General features: G+C 39.1%; 18 protein-coding genes and 1 tRNA gene. 10 read left to right on the plus strand and 9 right to left on the minus strand.

Annotation, left to right across the window (positions count from 1 at the left end; genetic code table 11):
- Positions 1-6 precede the first annotated feature (6 nt).
- The 3 genes from pepT to VSQ32_16800 form a co-directional block, all read right to left on the minus strand.
- The gene (gene pepT / locus VSQ32_16790) at positions 7-1,233 is read right to left on the minus strand and encodes a peptidase T (protein MEH2944466.1); all 1,227 of its coding nucleotides are present in this window, start codon (positions 1,231-1,233) and stop codon (positions 7-9) included.
- A 236-nt stretch (positions 1,234-1,469) separates the two neighbouring features.
- Positions 1,470-2,117 (minus strand): HAD family hydrolase, encoded by a 648-nt coding sequence (locus VSQ32_16795; GenBank protein ID MEH2944467.1) that lies wholly within the window; start codon positions 2,115-2,117, stop codon positions 1,470-1,472.
- Positions 2,118-2,159: 42 nt separating this feature from the next.
- Positions 2,160-3,800 (minus strand): CvpA family protein, encoded by a 1,641-nt coding sequence (locus VSQ32_16800; protein ID MEH2944468.1) that lies wholly within the window; start codon positions 3,798-3,800, stop codon positions 2,160-2,162.
- A 223-nt stretch (positions 3,801-4,023) separates the two neighbouring features.
- Between VSQ32_16800 and VSQ32_16805 the strand changes: the two genes are divergently transcribed.
- Positions 4,024-4,096, plus strand: a tRNA-Lys gene (locus VSQ32_16805).
- Positions 4,097-4,322: 226 nt separating this feature from the next.
- Here the strand turns inward: VSQ32_16805 and VSQ32_16810 are convergent.
- Positions 4,323-4,700 (minus strand): helix-turn-helix transcriptional regulator, encoded by a 378-nt coding sequence (locus tag VSQ32_16810; protein MEH2944469.1) that lies wholly within the window; start codon positions 4,698-4,700, stop codon positions 4,323-4,325.
- 92 nt (positions 4,701-4,792) lie between these two features.
- Between VSQ32_16810 and VSQ32_16815 the strand changes: the two genes are divergently transcribed.
- From VSQ32_16815 to VSQ32_16840, 6 genes are all read left to right on the plus strand, one after another.
- Complete coding sequence (locus VSQ32_16815) at positions 4,793-5,047, plus strand: hypothetical protein (protein ID MEH2944470.1); 255 nt, start codon at positions 4,793-4,795, stop codon at positions 5,045-5,047.
- A gap of 299 nt (positions 5,048-5,346) precedes the next feature.
- Positions 5,347-5,724, plus strand: a complete 378-nt coding sequence (locus tag VSQ32_16820; protein MEH2944471.1) for a hypothetical protein — start codon at positions 5,347-5,349, stop codon at positions 5,722-5,724.
- A gap of 40 nt (positions 5,725-5,764) precedes the next feature.
- Positions 5,765-6,391, plus strand: a complete 627-nt coding sequence (locus VSQ32_16825) for a DUF1643 domain-containing protein (GenBank protein MEH2944472.1) — start codon at positions 5,765-5,767, stop codon at positions 6,389-6,391.
- A gap of 199 nt (positions 6,392-6,590) precedes the next feature.
- Positions 6,591-6,956 (plus strand): hypothetical protein, encoded by a 366-nt coding sequence (locus tag VSQ32_16830; GenBank protein ID MEH2944473.1) that lies wholly within the window; start codon positions 6,591-6,593, stop codon positions 6,954-6,956.
- A 407-nt stretch (positions 6,957-7,363) separates the two neighbouring features.
- Positions 7,364-8,980: a DUF927 domain-containing protein gene (locus VSQ32_16835; protein ID MEH2944474.1), complete on the plus strand. Its 1,617-nt coding sequence runs from the start codon at positions 7,364-7,366 to the stop codon at positions 8,978-8,980.
- A 193-nt stretch (positions 8,981-9,173) separates the two neighbouring features.
- On the plus strand, positions 9,174-10,193 hold the full coding sequence (locus VSQ32_16840) for a tyrosine-type recombinase/integrase (GenBank protein MEH2944475.1): 1,020 nt from the start codon (positions 9,174-9,176) through the stop codon (positions 10,191-10,193).
- A 610-nt stretch (positions 10,194-10,803) separates the two neighbouring features.
- On the opposite strand, the gene VSQ32_16845 is transcribed toward VSQ32_16840, so the two are convergent.
- The gene (locus tag VSQ32_16845) at positions 10,804-12,090 is read right to left on the minus strand and encodes a transposase (protein MEH2944476.1); all 1,287 of its coding nucleotides are present in this window, start codon (positions 12,088-12,090) and stop codon (positions 10,804-10,806) included.
- 1,624 nt (positions 12,091-13,714) lie between these two features.
- Here VSQ32_16845 and VSQ32_16850 point away from each other — a divergent pair.
- The 3 genes from VSQ32_16850 to VSQ32_16860 are packed head-to-tail and all read left to right on the plus strand — an operon-like array spanning position 13,715 to position 14,640.
- Complete coding sequence (locus tag VSQ32_16850; GenBank protein ID MEH2944477.1) at positions 13,715-14,164, plus strand: ATP-binding cassette domain-containing protein; 450 nt, start codon at positions 13,715-13,717, stop codon at positions 14,162-14,164.
- 3 nt (positions 14,165-14,167) lie between these two features.
- On the plus strand, positions 14,168-14,446 hold the full coding sequence (locus VSQ32_16855; GenBank protein ID MEH2944478.1) for a DUF4162 domain-containing protein: 279 nt from the start codon (positions 14,168-14,170) through the stop codon (positions 14,444-14,446).
- Entirely contained in the window at positions 14,443-14,640 is a 198-nt protein-coding gene (locus VSQ32_16860) for a hypothetical protein (GenBank protein ID MEH2944479.1), read from the plus strand. The genes VSQ32_16855 and VSQ32_16860 overlap by 4 nt, the downstream gene beginning before the upstream one ends.
- A gap of 616 nt (positions 14,641-15,256) precedes the next feature.
- On the opposite strand, the gene VSQ32_16865 is transcribed toward VSQ32_16860, so the two are convergent.
- Genes VSQ32_16865 through VSQ32_16880 form a run of 4 tightly spaced genes read right to left on the minus strand, consistent with a single transcriptional unit; the run spans position 15,257 to position 18,560 of the window.
- Complete coding sequence (locus tag VSQ32_16865; protein ID MEH2944480.1) at positions 15,257-15,388, minus strand: hypothetical protein; 132 nt, start codon at positions 15,386-15,388, stop codon at positions 15,257-15,259.
- A gap of 46 nt (positions 15,389-15,434) precedes the next feature.
- A complete protein-coding gene (locus VSQ32_16870; GenBank protein ID MEH2944481.1) occupies positions 15,435-16,886 on the minus strand; it encodes a HAMP domain-containing sensor histidine kinase in 1,452 nt (483 codons plus the stop codon).
- A complete protein-coding gene (locus VSQ32_16875) occupies positions 16,870-17,559 on the minus strand; it encodes a response regulator transcription factor (GenBank protein ID MEH2944482.1) in 690 nt (229 codons plus the stop codon). The genes VSQ32_16870 and VSQ32_16875 overlap by 17 nt, the downstream gene beginning before the upstream one ends.
- Positions 17,556-18,560, minus strand: coding sequence for a hypothetical protein (locus tag VSQ32_16880; protein MEH2944483.1), 1,005 nt, complete (start codon positions 18,558-18,560; stop codon positions 17,556-17,558). Before VSQ32_16880 ends, VSQ32_16875 begins: the two co-directional genes overlap by 4 nt.
- Between the last annotated feature and the right edge of the window lie 4 nt (positions 18,561-18,564).

Here is an 18,564-nt window from a genome sequence, read left to right on the forward strand (position 1 = left end):
ATTTCTTTACCTGTCTTTCTCCACCGGACGTTCCACAATTCCCTTAATTACCTTTACCACAGTTTCCATTCCTTCTACTGTAACGTGCTCCTTCGGCCCATGGAAAGCATAACCTCCGGTTCCAAGATTTGGACAGGGAAGTCCCATAAAGCTCAGTCTTCCTCCGTCTGTGCCGCCCCGGATGGGAAGGGAAACCGGCTCCATTCCAACTGCCGCAATGGCTTCTTTCGCCTTTTCCACCACAAAGAAATTCTTTTCCATCACTTCCAGCATATTCCGGTAGCCTTCCTTCAGGCTCAGGGAAACCGTTCCCGCACCGTATGTTTCATTGATTTTTTTCTCTATATTACGAAGGGTCTGCTGACGCTTTTCAAACAGATCACTGTCATGGTCTCTGACAATATAATCCAGATGGGCTTCATTGACGTCCCCTTTCATTTCTTCCAGATGGTAGAATCCTTCCCGGCCTTCGGTATGTTCCGGCGTCTCCTGTTCCGGCAGCATTCCCTGGATTTCACAGGCAATAGCAGCGGCATTTACCATAATATTTTTTGCAGAACCGGGATGAACGTTCACACCTTTTACCGCAAAATGAGCAGAAACCGCGTTAAAGTTTTCATATGCCACTTCACCTTCATAATCCCCGTCCACCGTATAAGCGTAATCTGCTTTAAAATAATCCAGATTAAACAAATCAGCTCCGGCCCCCACTTCCTCATCAGGAGTAAAGCCAATCCAGACGTCTCCATGGGGAATATTTTCTGTTATAATTTCTTCCACAGAAGTCATAATTGCTGCGATTCCGGCTTTATCATCTGCTCCCAGCAGGGTTGTCCCGTCTGTGGTAATCAGGGTTCTGCCCTTCAGAGAAGCCAGATGAGGAAAATCGCTGACTCTGATTACATCTCCGGTCGCCGGCAGCACCACATCTTTCCCGTCATAATCGGGAATTATCCGGGGTTTTACATCTTTTCCTGAAAAAGAAACTGCCGTATCCATATGGGCAATAAACCCCATGGCTTTCTTATGCTCAAACCCTTCCGTTGCCGGAAGCAGTCCGTACACATAACAGTGCTCGTCTCTGATTACCTTTTCAAGACCAAGGCCTTTTAATTCTGCCGCCAGTTCATCTGCCAGCAGAAACTGCCTGTCCGTGCTGGGAATCACGTCCTTTCCGTCTTCCGACGTGGTCCAGAAGGATACATATTTTAAAAATCTGTCTGTTATATTCATATTTCCTCCAATCTGAATCACAAAACAGTAACATAGTCTTTCCTATAAGAAAACAAAATGGGCAGCCCTCTTCAACTCCCCGACCCGCTCAGTCTTGAGGAGATTCCACATTTTGCCGCGCGCGAGCGGATTGCGCAGCAATAAACTTCTTCTCCCCGAGCTGCGCATCCCATCCGGAGGGTTTTCTCTTATAGGAAATCTATATACTTTAGTACTTCGCAGTAACATAGTCTTTCCTATAAGAGAACAAACCTGCAGATATCTTCCGGCCGCTCTGCCAGATAAACGGCCCCGGCCTGCTCCAGTTCTTCTCTGCTTCCATAGCCATACAGAACCCCAATGGTGTCTATCCCAAACCTGGCCGCTCCCAGGACGTCATGCTCCCGGTCTCCTACCATGACTGCCTGCTTATAATCCGAAATTCCGCAGGATTCCAGCGCATATGCAATCACTTCATCCTTCCTGGTTCTGGTTCCGTCCATATTTGCTCCCGCCACAAAGGAAAAATACTCTGCCAGATGGAAACGTTCCAGAATCTGATTTGCAAACAGCTCCGGCTTGGCAGTGGCCACCACCAGGTTTTTCCCGGAATTTTTCAGTTTTTTCAGGGTATCTTCCAGTCCGTCATAGACTTTATTTTCAAAAATTCCTGTTTTACTGTAATGCTCCCGATAATATTTTACCGCTTCTCCGGCTTTTTCTTCCGGAAACTCATAAAACAATTCGAAGGACTCCTGCAGAGGCGGCCCGATAAATTTGTACAATTCCGTCCTGTCTGATACCTCGATTCCATATTTTTTCAAAGCATACATAACAGAATTGGTAATTCCCACCCCTGGGTCTGTTAAAGTACCGTCCAAATCAAACAACACTGTCTGATACATTGTTTTCCTCCCTGTTTTCTCTCTGGTTTACTGTTCTTATACTTATTTTTTAATTTCTGTTACCTTTACAGGGTTATCGCCTTCCAGATAAGTAATCTGAATGGTATCTCCTTCTTTGTATTTTATAATATCAAGCAAATCAGTATTGGACAAATCCACATCAAATATTTCTTCTTTTCTCTCCAGAGCCAGATAAATATGTGTGGTTCCTTCTATATTTACCGGCATCAGATTTACAATTTTCCCGGATGTGGATTTTCCTTCCGCACTGGTTCCTGCAGTAATTCCATTCGTCTTAAGCAGCTGATTATAGGCTTTTTCACATTCCTTAATGGAATCTCCCGTTGCCACCCACTGATATTTCTGGATATTCACCATGGCATACATTTTCACCAGACCCGCATCATCCTTTAAAGCCATAAAATAAGTAGGCTCTCCGGAAATATTCAAAAGCAGCGGGAACGTAGCCTGATAACCCAGGTTCTGTACCTGTCCCTGTGCAGAAGACATGGCTGACTTCTCTGTTGCTCCTTCAATTTTGTAAAAACGTGTTTCCATGGTACGCTGGTTCATCAGCACAAATCCCACGTTGGACTGGTCTCCGCTGACACTGGTTACACCGGAATATACCCATACATCATCTTCCAGTGCAATATAATTATATCCGTCGGTGGTTTCCAGACAATCCTTCTGTCCCAGCACACTGTTAAAAAATCCATGTTTCAGAGTTCCGTTATAATCGTAAAGTTCCATCAGGAGCTCTGCCTGAAAGACTTTATCCACCCATTGAGGAACATCTTTAACATTATAATCGGTACATTCTCCAGTAATGGCATTGCAGAGAACCACATTTCCAATGGTTTCCCCGCCAAAAAGCCCGATATTGAATTTTTTCACAGGACAAATCCAGAAAGGAGTTCCTTCATCGTCTATTTCAAAGAAAATCTGCTCTCCGAAAATATAAGTGGGATATCGGAACCGCAGATGGCGGTAGATATTCCGGTTAAAATATTCTGATTTGGAATATTTGATTCCCTCGCTTAATTTCACACACTCCGTATCCTGAGTTGCCATGTCAATTTTAATGTAAGCGGGAATTCCCTCTTTCTGATTGGTAAACCATTTCACAGGGCTGGCATAAACCAGCGGCGATACGCGGACAGGCTTATTATTTACATTAATCTGACTGTAATCATTGGAAACCTCAAACTGCGACACCATATCCACCATACTGCCCATTTTCCGGTCACCCAGAAGGGCTGCGGAATCTTTATCCAGAATGGGAATGGTGTTGTAATCCACCTGACTGATATCTTCCGCAAAATCCCGTTCTTCCACAGTCATCAGCTTCTGATATTTCTTCGCATTGATAATCGGAGAGGAAAGAAAAGCACCCACTGCCAGAATAATCAGAAGTACCCCTGTAATAAGAAAACCAATCTTTGCTATCCCGGTAGACTTAATATCCACCAGAACAATTCCTTTTCCGATTTTAACTTTGTTATTGTCCTTCCAGGCTTTTCTGGCAGACAGCAGAAGCGTTATCACAACTGTTCCGCCAATGATAAACCACCAGGTTCCTACAGAATGAATGTTAAATGCGGGAATTGTAATATAGTAATACAAAAAAGCTGCGATTAACAGCACAACTACAATCAGCACATTTTTTGTTGCTTTTTTCATATATTTTCTCCTTATATTGTGTTGGGGCGGTTCCGGACTGTCTGCTTCCTGTTTTCTTCCGTATAAAGTTCTGAACCGCCCGACTGTATTATCTGATTAGTACAATTTTACCCTTTTCCTGTTCTTATGTCAAGATTAGGAAATCTTAAAAAATAATTAAAAAAGTTCTTGCATTTCTAAATTTTTTATTATATAATATATTTCGTGTTAAAGATATGGATATGCGCTTCTAGCTCAGTTGGAAGAGCACCTGACTCTTAATCAGGGTGTCCAGGGTTCGAGCCCCTGGAGGCGCACTGAAAGCACTGTTTTTGATGACTGTGAGCATCGGGGACGGTGTTTTTTTTGTGGCTTTTTCAGGTAAACGGGTAATCTATATAAGGATAAAATATGTTTGGCGCGAAATCCGGCGCGAAGTGGTCGCGAATTCGTCGCGGATATATAAATAGTATGCCTTATCAAATCTTTACAATTCAATAAATATTAATAGCACAAAAGCAGGGAAATCCCTGCCTGCTCTTTTTAAATCTTTTTTGTTTTTTCTGGTTCATGCTTCTTTGATACATCACATAATTTCATTACATCTTTAATAACCTGTAAAATTATCTGTTTTTCTTCTCTGGTTCTGTCATTTATCTGCGCAATAATCTGCAGAGATAAAGAATCTTCTTCCTGAACAGAAGATACAGAATCTGAAAAAAATTCACTCAGACTAATATTTAACTGGTTACATATCTGCTCTATTACTTTTACGGTTGGGTTCTTTAAATTTCTTTCCAGTAAGCCCAGATAGGTTGTTGTAATATTTGCACGTAATGCAAGTTTTTCCTGGCTTAATCCGCTGTTTATCCGCAGTTCATGAATTCTCTTACCTATATTAAAATTAGTTTTCATATCCATAATTATAGTTTATATTGTTGACAATTATTATACAAACTGATATAGTTATTTATATATAAAGTAACTATAATTACTATCAGGAGGAACACAATATGATTGTGGTGTTATCAACAGTAATTGCATGTGTATTAACGGCTTTATTAGCCTGTTTTCTTTATCCTGTAGCAGGATTATTTTGGTTTCTTGGAAAAGTGGGCGATATAGTCGGTATTATTGGTAATTGGATTTTTACCCATGCAAATGCGGCGATAAAACATTTATGGGCTGACCTCAGGAATTCGTCCAAAGGCACATCCGATAATGGAAATAATAATGAAAAGCCCGATGCACCTGAAAAATTTCTCTAAACCATTACATTTATCAAACCTTAAGAACAGGATTTTATTTAGAAGGGAGATTTTAAGATGAACTGGATTTGCAAAAATTGTGGCAGGACTATGACAACAAATTCACCGTCTGCAAAGCCTACGGGAGGAACCTGCAAAAAAGATAAAAATGGAAAAATAAAGCCCCATAACTGGGTGAAGAAATAAGAGATTCAAATATATATCATTATTATGAAGGTTATCTTCAAAGCAAAAGGAACAGGTTCATACAATCTGTTCTTTTTTTCGCGCAAATTTCAGGGAAAGGAGGAAAAAACAAAGTGAAAGCCATAAAAATCTATACAAAAAGCCAGCTTATACTTTTACGGAATATCAACCCATTTTTAAGGCGGTACAGATTACAAAAAAAAGTATTAAAGAGAATAGATTACATACTGGAAGAAGAACATCTTGGAAAACAGGGATTTTTACTCATATTGCTGGCTCCTGTAAAAGATGACATCCGCGAGATTGAGGACGGTGCAAACGTATACCCATTGAAACTCGAATTTACTGCAGACCTTGAATGTATAAAAGTCAGAAACATAGAATCTGGAAAAATCAAAAGTAAAGAATGGTTTTTAGTAAAACTTTATATTCCAAAGACTGACAGCTATATTTATGCCATCTATTCTATCCTGCAGAAATATTTAAAATGAATTTTCCTGTATTTTAACCATCCAAAAAGGAGAACCGTTTATGGAAAAAGCCAAACAGAATGCAGCACCTGAAAAAGAAATGCAAACAGTTTCAGAAAAAGAAACGCAAACAGTATTACCGAAAAAAATAAAGCAAACAATACTATTGGAAAAAACAGGAATATTCAGTAAATCTTTAAACAGAAGATACGAATATACCATAACATGTAAAGGAGTGGATACCAAAAAAATCCTTGTAATCTGCACAAACCCTGCTTCATCCAATCTTCTGGCAGTTGATACAACAACAAACTACCTGATGAACAACCTCTTTGCCATGGGATACAGCACCATTACTTTATGTAACCTGTTTGCAGAAATTACAAATAAGCTAAAACCTGCAAAAGCAGAAGATAATGCAGATAACATGGAATATTTAAAAGAAATCTTAAAAAGGGATTTTGATGAAATCCTGTTAGGTTTCGGCAATGGATTTACAGGTAATAAAAGAGTCAAAGCTGAAAAAGAAACGCTTTATAAAATATTGAAACCATATGCTAAAAAATTAGTGGAGTTAGTAGATACAGACGGAACTTATAAAAACCTGAAAACCATACATCCGCTATTTGCCGGACAAAGATTTTCAGGGAAATGGATGATAAGAAAATTTAATTTCCCAAAATTGTAAGGAGGAGAAATTTATGGATTACTTTATAGGAATCTGTATCGGGATTGTAGTGATTAATGTAGTGTATCTAAATGTAGTTATCTGGGAAGGAGTGTGAGAATTTATGGTATCAGGAGAAATTATTGCAGGAATCACATTAGTCGTAAGTATTCTGAAAATTGTTGTGCAGCATAGAGGAAAGAAAGGACGCTGAATAAAAATGTACAAAATAATCCCAAACAAAACCTCCCTGCTGCAATTTGAAAATGAAACAAAAAATACCTTATTCTTATGGAAGAACCGCCCTGCAGTCGATAACATTAAAACCATGGCAGAACAGTTAGACATTTATTATGGGAAAAACCGGGATATCTTTGCAGATATGGGTGGCTATATTGTAATTATTTATGGGGAAACGACAGAAATAGAAAAAGAGCATGAAGAAATTCTGAACCGCCATTTTCTGAAAAAAGATTTCTATGAATTTGAAGATATATATGAGCATGAGGGTGAAACCGTAACCGTCAGGCTTTATTTATGTTCCTCTGACTATTCTGTGGCTACTGTATCAGTAGTTCATGGATAAGCAGGTGAAAGTATTCGGTATGCTGAATCATTGGGTATTCATTTTAGAAATCCTTCTTTGGTTCAGCATACCAGTATTTTTACCCACACATTCCAAATTCTTTTATTTTTTTAACTTTCAAAGGAAATAAAATAGATTTAACTTAAATTTGAAAAAATATTTAGTTTTTTCATTATTTAGTCATTAGTGGTAATTTTTATGCATATTACTAATCTTATACAAGACAATTTTGTCCAAAAAAACTGTCATTGCAGGAATGTAATTGGTAATTTATAGCAATTATAAATAATATAAGAGAAAGGACGGATTAGTAATATGAACCTGACAGTTACTATCAATAAAGCAAGTAATAAAAAAAAAATTATTTCACATATGAGAAATATGGCATTGAAAATGGAAATTATGGCATTTTTGAACGAAAAAAAGATTCCACTACTTTTATACCAAAGGGCTCTGCTATCTATGTAGATAAAATAATTAACCGCATAGACACCGGAGAAAAATTCTTAATGCTGCATTTTTATGATTCTCAGGGCTGTAAAGTGAAAACAACATTTCCCAGAAAGGACTTGACCGAAACAGGAATTATGGCTCTGTTGGGATTTGGAGCCCAGATTTTAAAACAGGATGCCAGAGCATTAATTACAAGCATAATGAATCAGGAACCAAATGCGCCATACCGGTTAGAACATAAAAAACTCGGATTTTCCATATATGATGGTAAAACGGTATTTTTGGCAAGAAATGCTATTGGGGCAGATTCAAAGTATGACGGGAAATTAAAAATTGGAAAAACCGGAAAATATAAGAAATGGAATGAAATGATAAAAGAAGAAGTCATTGGCAACATTCCACTTGAATTCATACTGGCAGTAGCCGGGAGCGGAATATTTACAGACTATCTCAGGGATAAAGTGCAGGTTGAAAATGTGATTGTCAATCTGGTTGGAGAAAGCTCTACCGGAAAAAGCACTGCAGGTTTACTTCTGGTAAGCTGCGGGGCTAAACCAACCTTTCAGGGTAACAGCCTTGCACTGAATTTTTCTGACACGCAAAATGCAATTTTAGCAAGTATTCCATCCAGCTACCCGGTTTTGATAGATGAAGGTTCTTTATGCCGATACAATCCCACAAGTTTTTTATACAATATATCCAGTGGGAAAGAAAAGGAACGTCTTACAAAAAATCTGGATAAAGCAGACGCATCCTATTTCAGTACAGCAATCGTTACCACAAGTGAAAAAAGCCTCCTTAGCATGGCAGATGAAAACTCAGGCCTTCTGGTTCGTGTATTGGAGATTGAAAATGTAGTATGGACAAAAAGTGCAGAATCATCCGACAAAATCAAAAATATTATTTCCAGTAACCATGGGTGGCTGATTCCAAAACTTGCTGAAAAAATTCTGTCTGTAGAAAGAGAACAGGGGCAGGAAGAAATTATTTCCAGATATTATCATTTCCATAAATTACTGGTAGAGAACTCAAAACAGCAGGGACACTATAATAACCTTACAGAACGGGCATGTAAACAGTATGCACTCATCCTGTTAAGTGCAAGTTTCATCGAAGATGTCATTGGCATCCGCCTGCATATAGATGAACTCATTAATTTTATAGAAACCCACAGCCCGATAAAAGAAGAAAACCGTGTGGATATTGGCCAGAGGGCTTTATCATATCTTATGCAGTATATTTCAGAACATTACAGCCAATTCTGCATTGAAGGTGATTCAGCCGATTTTGTTCCAAAAGACTGTGCCGGACGTATTACAAAAGTGTGTCCATCCACCCTAATAGACGGAACGCCATATAGCAAACGTCTCTATATTACAAATATTAAGCTCACATCTATACTTCATGCAGGCCAATTTCCTGATATAAAAGTTATATTAAAACGCTGGAAAGAAGAAGGAATCTTAAAAAGTGAAAAAGACCGTTACATTTCAGACATTCAGATTGTAAAAGAGATGCCAAAAGTAAAAGGCTACATGATTAATATGCCAGAACAGGAAGGGCATCAATAACAGAAAAGGAAGGCGAAACATTATGAAAAAAAGTTCTATTACGGGGTCAGTGCGACCCCGCCCCTCCAAAGATAATATAAAATATTTTGACATTATACTGGAACTTGGAAAGGAGCCAGGAACGGGAAAACGTTTAAGGGCAGGTTTCCGATGCGAAACAACAGACAGGCAAAAAGCTGAAGAATTTTTGCTTATGAAAAAAGCAGAGTATCTAAAAGGCGAATTCCTTATGCCTTCTGATATGACAGTTGCATATTACCTTGATGAATACCTCGAATTCTGTGAAAGCAGTGATTACAGCCCTGCAACCATCAGGGATTACCGGAATGTAATAGAAAGGTATTTAAAGCCAGTTTTTGGAAAGACAAAATTACAGGAACTACATAAGCTGCAGATACAGCAGGCATACAATAAATGGCGCATAAAATCCAATGCCAGTGACAACCCCCTAAAAGCTACCACTATCCACCACATTAACCGTGTATTTAAAGCAGCATTAAATGAAGCAGTGGAACGCCAGTATATCAGGCAGAACCCTACGCATAAGCTGAAAATCCCAAAAGACCAAAAAACAAATAAACTGGATGTATATACCATTGAGGAAATCAGGGAATTACAAAAAAGCGTAAAAAATACAGATATGGAACTTCCAGTTGCTTTACTTTTTGACTGTGTCATGCGCCGGGGAGAATTATTAGGCCTGAAATTTTCAGACATTAACTTTGATACTTCAACCGTCACTGTCCGCCATTCATTAGTAGAATCTGAGGACAGTAAAATTCCTGTCTTAAAAGACTGTAAAACGGATGAATCCTACCGTGAAATTGTTGTCAGCGAATATACTTTAAAACTGCTAAAAAAACAAAAAGTAAAATACAAGGAAAATAAACTGAGATATGGAAAAGAATTCCATAATACTAATTTTGTTATTTGCCAGGAAAATGGAAAAGCATTCCTTCCGAAAAGTTTTACAAGAAAATGGGCAAGAACTTTAGAAATACATGGACTGCGCCATATCAAACTTCATGGTACAAGACACAGTGCAATCTCCCTCTTATTATCGGAAGGAATACCCCTGCATATCGTACAGCAAAGGGCTGGACACAAAGACCCTCAGATTACATTGGCAGTCTATTCCCATGTTGCAAAAGATAAACAGAATATAGTGGCCGAAAAACTGGATAACCTGATATTTTCAGCAGTCAATGAATAAAAACCACCTGATTGCCATTCAGATACACAGGCAGCATTATTCTGTAAACAGGAAATGCCCGAAATCCCGTACGGAAAACCATCTATAAAAAATTTCAGGAAAAACTCTGTTTCTTTTTCTCTGAAAATCAACAGTTCAGACATATACTTTACTGAAAAACAATTATTTCAGAAAGATAAATTTTTATGTGATTAAAATTTTAGCGGGATTTCGGGCAAAAAGTTTTCAATTTAAAAATGAAATGCTTTTTTTGAAAAGCATAGAAACACATGGCATATTATGTTATAATTTCTGTGTTGCTCACCGATACCCGGCAACGGGAGGAGGTGATTTCATGTCAATACTCATATCATTTTTAGTTACTGTCGCGGCTGGTGTGGCTTGCCACTACATCATCAAATGGTTAGACAGTAATGATAAGGGCAACAAATAGCCTACTGGGTTCTTTTCCAGTATAAACAAAAAGAAGAATCCCTCAACTATGGTCGCATCACGGTTGAGGGATTCGTTCTTTGATTTCATGCTATACTCATATCTTTTTGCCTAGTGGCATTATATCATATGCAGATAATTTCTTCAATATACTTTTTATTTTTGAGTTTCCCCATTTTTAGAATACAAATGCCCCGGTATCCTCTATTTTAAAGTGTTCAAACAGATTCATCTGTTGTGATTTGACTTTTTTCGTAAGAAAGCCCTGTATGCCTGTCCGGCTCATGCCCAGGACTTGGTTTATTGCATAGCCTAATGCATAAAAAATGAACTTTGGAACCTCATAAATACGTTTGGAACATTCCTTTAATTCTTTCAGGAATATACTTTCTTTGTGGATGGACGATATAAGGCTAATATACCCTGCCGCAAGGGTGGCAAAAAAATTCAGGCCGCGGATAGACTGCAGGGACATTACCCGCAGATCCTCAAGTTCAAACTGCTGTTTCCTGAACTTGAAATATTCCTCAATCCGCCACCTGAGCAGATACACTTTGGCGATGATGTGGCACAGCTTTTTCTTTTCCTGCATTTTCAGATTGGAGAGCAGGAGCATGGGCTCTTCCCCAAAGCCATACACTACGGTCAGAACCAGTTCTTTGTCTGGGAATTCGCAGAGTCGTACAGGCATGCAGCTCATTTTGCACTGGGCACACTTACCCCTTTTATCTTTAAAATCCATGCGGTAAGCCCCTTTATATTTTAATGCCACATCCATGATATTACAGGTCTTCCCGTTATAGATGACATTCCGGTTCTTTTTAGCGCGGATGACAAAACGCTCCCCGCGTTTTAGGAAATAGCGGTAATAATCATTGGTGTCAAACCCGCGGTCGAGGGTGCGGACACATTTCGTGCTGAAATTTTCAGAAAGTGACTGCAGGCAGCACAGGTTTTCATAGGTTTCACTTACAAATCCTTTTTCTGCTGCCGAGAATACTTTTTCATAGACTGGAAGGGGCATTTTCCCGGATTCGGACAGCACGGCAGCCTCAATTGTCAGGTAGCCCTGTGTAATTTCTCCAGTGCTCCCGTCACGGATTTCAGAGAGGGCCTCCAGCTTTCTGCTTGCAGGCTTTGCGATATCTGAATTATCAATGACAATAACCGCATAGTCTTCTTTGACCTGCTGTTTTACAAGGGAGAGATAATCCTGCATGACGGATTCCTTTTCGTCAAAAGCATTTAAGTTTCTGGAAAGCCGGTCAATGGTCTTTTTGAGCGTAATGTTTTCTTTCAGGGAGCGGGCGATTTCGCTCAGGTGCAGTTTGTTTCCTGCGAGTATTCCATAAACCATCTGATGGGCAAACTTCTGCTGTGGGCGTTTTAACTTCTGTGAAATTTTTGACATAAAATTTGTAAAATCCCTTTTAATTTCATACCCTAATCTGTTATAATTAATCATGCAAAAACACTCCTTTGTTTGGTTATTTGTCGTGATTTAATTATAACATTTAGGACGTGTTTTTGCATTTTTTATTTTTGTGATGAAATCAGATGCCAGAAAAAATGGGGAAACTCAAAACTTTTTATTAAATTTTCCTGAACGTATTGGGCGCGAATCTGGTCGCGAGCCGCTTCTTCTGATTTTCTTTGAAATTACAGATTAGGTGCTTTAAGATACCTGATAATTTTTGGCGCAGTTTGTCCCCTTTGAGCGTCTCTTAATCAGGGTGTCCAGGGTTCGAGCCCCTGGAGGCGCATTGAAAGCACTGTTTTTGATGACTGTGAGCATCGGGGACGGTGTTTTTTTTGTGATTTTTGATACCTTAAAGTGTAAACGAAGTATCATATCGGAAGGCATGATACCGCCCGGAGCGAAGCGGAGTGGCATGGATTACCATACCATATCGCAAAGCGATTATGGTATGATAAGTTTGGCGCGAAACCCGGCGCAAATTCGTCGCAATGAAATAAATATATAAGGCATATTTTCCCTGCGTATTCTTTTTTATAGTTCATCTGATCTTTCTGAAGTATGATTCTTTGATAACTCACAGAATTTTAGCATATCTTTTATAACCTGAAGAATTAACTGTTTTTTTCTACAGTTCTATCGCTTATTTGCATAATGATTTGCAAAGATAGAGAGTCATCTGTCCGAACAGGAGGCATGGAATCAGCAAAAAATTCACTAAGGCTGATATTTAACTGATCGCATATTTGCTCAATTATTTTTACAGTTGGATTTTTCTGATTTCTTTCTAATAATCCAAGATAGGCTGTTGTAATGCTTGCACATAACGCAAGTTTTTCCTGAATTAATCCATTTTACAAACGCAGTTCCTGAATTCGTTTTCCTATATTAAAGTTATCCTTTTTTATCATAAATATAGTTTATCTTCTTGATATCTGGTGTTCAATATGATATCGTTTATTATAAAAATGCAGAAACAGAAAAAGAGCATGAAGAAATTCTGAACCTCCATCTTCTGAAAAAAGATTTTTATGAATTTGAAGATGTGTATGAACACGAGGATAACACAGTAATCATCAGGCTGTATTTATGTTCTTCCGATTATTCTGTAACTACTGTATCAGTACTTCACAGATAAACACAGGGCAATCTCCGGTATGCTGAATCATCAGATATTCCTTTTGGATATTTTTCGTTGATTCAGCATATCGGAATTTTTATTCAAAACTAAATTCATCAAAATAAATATAATTTTGTGATTAATAAAGGTTACTGTGAATACAACTATTAAGTAAGCAGGATAAAACATGGATTTATTCCATTACTTTTGTACCAAAGGGTTCTGCTGTCTATGCAGATAAAATAATTAACCGCATAGACACTGGAGAAAAATTCTTAATGCTGCATTTTTATGATTCACAGGGCTGTAAAGTGAAAACAACATTTCCCAGAAAGGACTTAACCGAAACAGGCATTATGTCCCTGCTGTCTTTTGGTGTTCAGGTTTTAAAACAGGATGCCAGAGCATTAATTACAAGCATTATGAATCAGGAGCCAAATGCACCATACAGATTAGAGCATAAAAAATCTGGATAAAGCAGACGCATCCCTGATAATCAATGGCCATGATATTCGTGAAGAACGCAGTTTAGTGCGCAAAGACATAGGGATTGTTTTTCAGGACTCCACTCTCGATGCTCAAATGACAGTGGAAGAAAACCTGAAATACCATTGCAGTTTTTACAGGGTACCAAAAAACAAGGTGCGGGATCGCATCAGCTTCGCCCTTGAGCTTGTGGAACTTACGGAATGGGGACGGGCGGCAGTAGGCAGTCTGTCCGGCGGTATGAAACGAAGAGCTGAGATTGCCAGAGGGCTGGTACATGACCCCAGAGTTTTATTTCTGGACGAACCCACCACCGGTCTGGATCCACAGACCAGGGCCAATGTGTGGGAATATATCCAGCGGCTTCAAAAGCAGAAAAATATGACGATCTTCCTTACCACCTACTATCTGGACGAGGCGGAGGTCTGCTCAAAAATCGTCATTATGGATCACTGAAAAATCGTTGCCCACGATACGCCGGAGAACTTAAAACACCAATATACAGGCACGGAAACTGATGTTGTCTGCACACAGACCGAACCGTTGGAAGCAACATTGCGTAAACGAGAAGTTTCCTATCGAAAAAATGGGAATAAACTGATGTTCCATACTAAGAAAGCCCCTGCCGCCCTGGAAATTTTGTCGGCTCACAAGGGCGAATTTACAGATTTTGAAGTAAAAAACGGAACGCTGAACGAAGTGTTCCTGGCAATTACGGGAAAGGAGATTCGAGAATGAACCCAATTACAGCTATCGTACAAAGAAATCTGCTAAATTATATCAGAAGCAAAGGACGGGTGCTGGGCTCGCTCTTTATGTCCATGTTTATGCTGGTGATGTTTTCATTTCTGATGAAATCTACCATGAGCGGCCTTGACGCATCCATGAACTATCTGATTTCCAGTATATCGCTTTGGGGGCCCACACGCTGACCACAGAAGAATTGGTTGAACAGGGTATGGCGTTCTCCATTTGCTGATTTATCATCACACCGCTGATGGGACTGGCTATTACCGTTTTGATTGGCGCCTTTTTCTTTGTGCTGTGTGTCCGTAAATTTAACAGGGCGGACTTCTCCACCATCAGGGTTGCCGCAGGTATGCGGGGCGGCGGTGCTCCGGCAAGGAAGTAAGTTTCGAACCGATATTATCACTTTCCGAACTTGAAAACAAGGTAACGCCCCTGTCTCGTCTGCCGGCTTGTTTGTTTCTTCTGCCGGCTGCATCGGGCAGGGGTCACTCGATTTTAATATATTCTCCTCTTTGGGAGATAAAACAATCAGCCTGTATTTGATAAAAGGGGCAAAGCGTGGCAGTAGCGCCGAATACAAAAGCAGTCTGCAATCTCAAATTAAAAAAGACAGGAAACGCTTTGCCGGAATTGAAAAAAAGATTGCGGCTGCTGAGAACAAAATTGGACAGGCTCACTTCGTCACCCTACATAAATACTTCGTTATCATACCCTGGATAATAGATAGCCCTTTCTTCCTTTGATTTCATGCCACACTCATATCTTTTTGTCCGACAGTATTACAGCATATGCAAAAATTTATTTCCCGTCATTTAAAATTTTGCTTACCTCTTTCATGGATTTTTCCATAACCGTTATCTTTTTTGCAAGCTCCGGTTTTTTATAGGCCATTTCTGCTATTTTCTGTTTCATATTTTTTTTTCGTTTCAAAATGGCATACTCCATTTTTCTTTTATTATATGCATATATCAGATTATCATTCCGTAAGGGCAGAGGCTTCCGGCAGAGTAAACCAGAATTCCACACCGGACGGAAGATTTTCCACACCGTAATTTCCATTGTGCATGGTAACTATGCTCTGCACAATATACAGTCCAAGACCTGCATGGGAAAATCCGTTTTTTTCATACCTGGGTTCCTGCTGATTTCGGTAAAAACCGCTCCATATTTTTTCCATATCTTCCGCTGGAATCTGGCTTCCTTCATTATAAACACTTACACGTACCGTATGTTCCTGTTTTTTTAACGTCATACGGATATTTCCGCCGATATCAGTATGTTCCAGTGCATTTGTCATATAATTATTTACAATCTGCTCAATATATTCCCGGTCCCCTTCCACATAACATGTCTCAGACAAAAAGGTTTCCATACGTATTCTTTTCTTTTTAATCATTCCTTCATATTTTACAATAATGTAATCCATCACTTCTTTCATGTCGAAGGTTTTCTGAATCATATTTTCCATCTGATGTTCCAGAACAGAATGATTCAGAAGCCGGCTGACCATATCGGACATTTTCGTCACTTCTTCCTGAATAGAAGAAATATAATATTCCCGGTCATCCTGCGCATATTCCAGCATTTCTGCCTGACTTGCAATGACTGCCAGAGGAGTCTTCAGTTCATGAGATATATTGGCAATCAGTTCCTTACGCCTTTTTTCCATCTGATCCTGACGCACATTATGATGAAGCATCTGCTTTTTATTCTCTTCCAGGCGGCCAGTCTGTTCCTGAAGCTGCCGGGACATTTTATTTACACTGGCAGAAAGACGATTCAGTTCTTCGTACCGCCCCTGTTCCTGTACCTGCCCGGAAAAATTACCATTTGCTGTCTGTTCTGCAGTAAAAACCAACTGTTCCAGAGGATTTAACCTTCGTTTCCAGAAAAATACCACAAAAATGCTTCCCGGTATCATCAGCAGCAGAAACATTACCAGATAAAATTTTTCCGCCATGGTAATACTTTTCCTTCCTGCGGCAATATCTTTGATTACAATATAATAATCTGTTTCATTCTGAGTCATAATTCCCCGATATCTGGCTGTCTCCAGTAATTTTCCGCTGTTACGGATAATCTCCGGTTCTCTGGAAAAAGAATTTATCTTTCTGGTAATATTTCGATTGATGGCGTTGGCTTCGCTGTCATTTGATTTCGTAACATAAACAGGTTTCATATTTTCATCTGCAATAAAAAAATTTAAATTTTCATTCTCATAATTTGCAAACATCACATAATCTTTTTCTTCCAGCTCTGACAAAACCAGTTCTCCAATATCATGATATGCCTGTATAATCTGCCTGTCTTTCACACGCTCATAATAAACAGGCATAAAAATCGTATACAGCAGGACGCTGATTCCTGTAACTGCCAGAAGGAACAGGCATTGCAGTAAAAAAATATCTGTATTAAGTTTCCGTTCCATTCCCTTTACCCTCAAAGCAATATCCCACTCCGTATACGGTTCGGATACAGGATATATTTCCCAGTTTTTTCCGAAGCTGTTTGACAATGGTATCAATGGTTCTGGTATCTCCCACATAATGATATCCCCAGATGCTGTCAAGAATATGGTCTCTTGTCAGAACAACTCCTTCATTTTTCATGAAAAACAACATCAGCTCAAATTCTTTCGGTGTTGTTTCTACGAATATATCATTCACATACAGCTTATGAGCTGCAATTTCTATCCGTATATTTCCTGCTGTCAGAAACTCTTCTTCCTGCCGGAAACGTTTTATCAGCGCTTCCACATGCATTTTCACCACAGCCAGGGAATATGGTTTTACAATATAATTATCTGCTCCGTGAGAAAGGCTTTCCAGCTGATCTTCCACTTCCTCTTTGGCAGTCAGCATAATTACCGGAACATTGGAAAATACACGAATCTGCTTTAACACTTCATTGCCGTCCATAAATGGCAGCATAATATCCAGCAGCACACAGCTTATTTCCTCACTGTGCACCTTAAACTGCTGTATTCCCTCCAGGCCGTTTTCCGCTGTGTAAACCTGATATTCATGTATGGTGAAAAAATCTGTCAATGCCTTTAATAATTTTTTCTCATCCTCAATGACTAAAATACTTGTTTTTTTCATTTTTCCTTAATCTGTATTCTGTCCTCAAATCTTCGTTTTTCCTGTTTCGATATGGTTGTATAATGCTTCATGTCACGCTCCAGAATCCTGTCCATTTCTTCCAGAGTCAGCTTTCCTCTCCGTACCTCTACCGAAAGCTCTCCCTGGCGAATGGGCAGGCCCCGCTTTTTAATACTCATATATTCTGCCATTGCATGAGCAAAACAGTCAGGATGACTGCCTGCTTTCTTTTCCGGTCTTGTCCATCCAATGCTTTTTTCCAGTGTGCGTATTACCTCTTCTTCTTTTATATCATGATAAGCGAAATATGACAAGGCTTCCACTTCAATATCATCCAGATAATCTGTTTTACCGGTTTTCCGAAGTTTTTTTTCCAGCCCATGGAACATCTGATACTCAAAATCCAGAAGGGAATGAGAGGTTTCAAAGGGCTCCAGATGCTTTTTTTTCAGCGCTGTCTGTAAAATCTGCCCTCTGGTACGTCCGTTTACTATCAGAGGAATTCCATACTGTCCTGCAAGCAGATAGCTGTAATAATGCATATAATGAAAACAGACAGAACAGAAATTATGGAGAAATTTTACACAGAGACTGTATGTTTTTCTCAGTTCCTCATCGCCCATGGAAAATGTAATGTGGTCTACCGGCATTTTCTGCAGGGCATTTTCAATATTCTTTCTTCCGTATTCCGTAGAAAAACCATTTTGAAACGTAAAAGCCAGTACCCGCATACCATATTTTTTCTTCAACTGGTGAATCACATATGTACTGTCTTTTCCTCCGCTGAATCCTACCAGACAGTCATACTTACTGCCATTTTCTTTTGCCCTCCGTTTTGCATGTTCTGCTTTTTCACGGAAAATTTCCTCCAGCTTCCTGGAATCTTCCAGAAAATCCCTGTTTTCCTGATAAAAATTACAATAATTGCATACCCCTTTTTCGTCAAATTTAATTTTCCTGTAATGTTCCGGAAGTCCGCAAATCACACATCTTTTGTCCAATTTC

The sequence above is a fragment of the Lachnospiraceae bacterium JLR.KK002 genome, assembly GCA_036941025.1.
Lineage (GTDB): Bacteria > Bacillota > Clostridia > Lachnospirales > Lachnospiraceae > Petralouisia.

What these genes read in the sequence shown, in the direction of transcription:
- pepT (MEH2944466.1), bottom strand. Translation starts at nt 1,233, where the DNA reads ATGAATATAACAGACAGATTTTTAAAATATGTATCCTTCTGGACCACG.
- VSQ32_16795 (MEH2944467.1), bottom strand. Translation starts at nt 2,117, where the DNA reads ATGTATCAGACAGTGTTGTTTGATTTGGACGGTACTTTAACAGACCCA.
- VSQ32_16800 (MEH2944468.1), bottom strand. Translation starts at nt 3,800, where the DNA reads ATGAAAAAAGCAACAAAAAATGTGCTGATTGTAGTTGTGCTGTTAATC.
- VSQ32_16810 (MEH2944469.1), bottom strand. Translation starts at nt 4,700, where the DNA reads ATGGATATGAAAACTAATTTTAATATAGGTAAGAGAATTCATGAACTG.
- VSQ32_16815 (MEH2944470.1), top strand. Translation starts at nt 4,793, where the DNA reads ATGATTGTGGTGTTATCAACAGTAATTGCATGTGTATTAACGGCTTTA.
- VSQ32_16825 (MEH2944472.1), top strand. Translation starts at nt 5,765, where the DNA reads ATGGAAAAAGCCAAACAGAATGCAGCACCTGAAAAAGAAATGCAAACA.
- VSQ32_16830 (MEH2944473.1), top strand. Translation starts at nt 6,591, where the DNA reads ATGTACAAAATAATCCCAAACAAAACCTCCCTGCTGCAATTTGAAAAT.
- VSQ32_16840 (MEH2944475.1), top strand. Translation starts at nt 9,174, where the DNA reads ATGAAAAAAGCAGAGTATCTAAAAGGCGAATTCCTTATGCCTTCTGAT.
- VSQ32_16845 (MEH2944476.1), bottom strand. Translation starts at nt 12,090, where the DNA reads ATGATTAATTATAACAGATTAGGGTATGAAATTAAAAGGGATTTTACA.
- VSQ32_16860 (MEH2944479.1), top strand. Translation starts at nt 14,443, where the DNA reads ATGAACCCAATTACAGCTATCGTACAAAGAAATCTGCTAAATTATATC.
- VSQ32_16870 (MEH2944481.1), bottom strand. Translation starts at nt 16,886, where the DNA reads ATGGAACGGAAACTTAATACAGATATTTTTTTACTGCAATGCCTGTTC.
- VSQ32_16875 (MEH2944482.1), bottom strand. Translation starts at nt 17,559, where the DNA reads ATGAAAAAAACAAGTATTTTAGTCATTGAGGATGAGAAAAAATTATTA.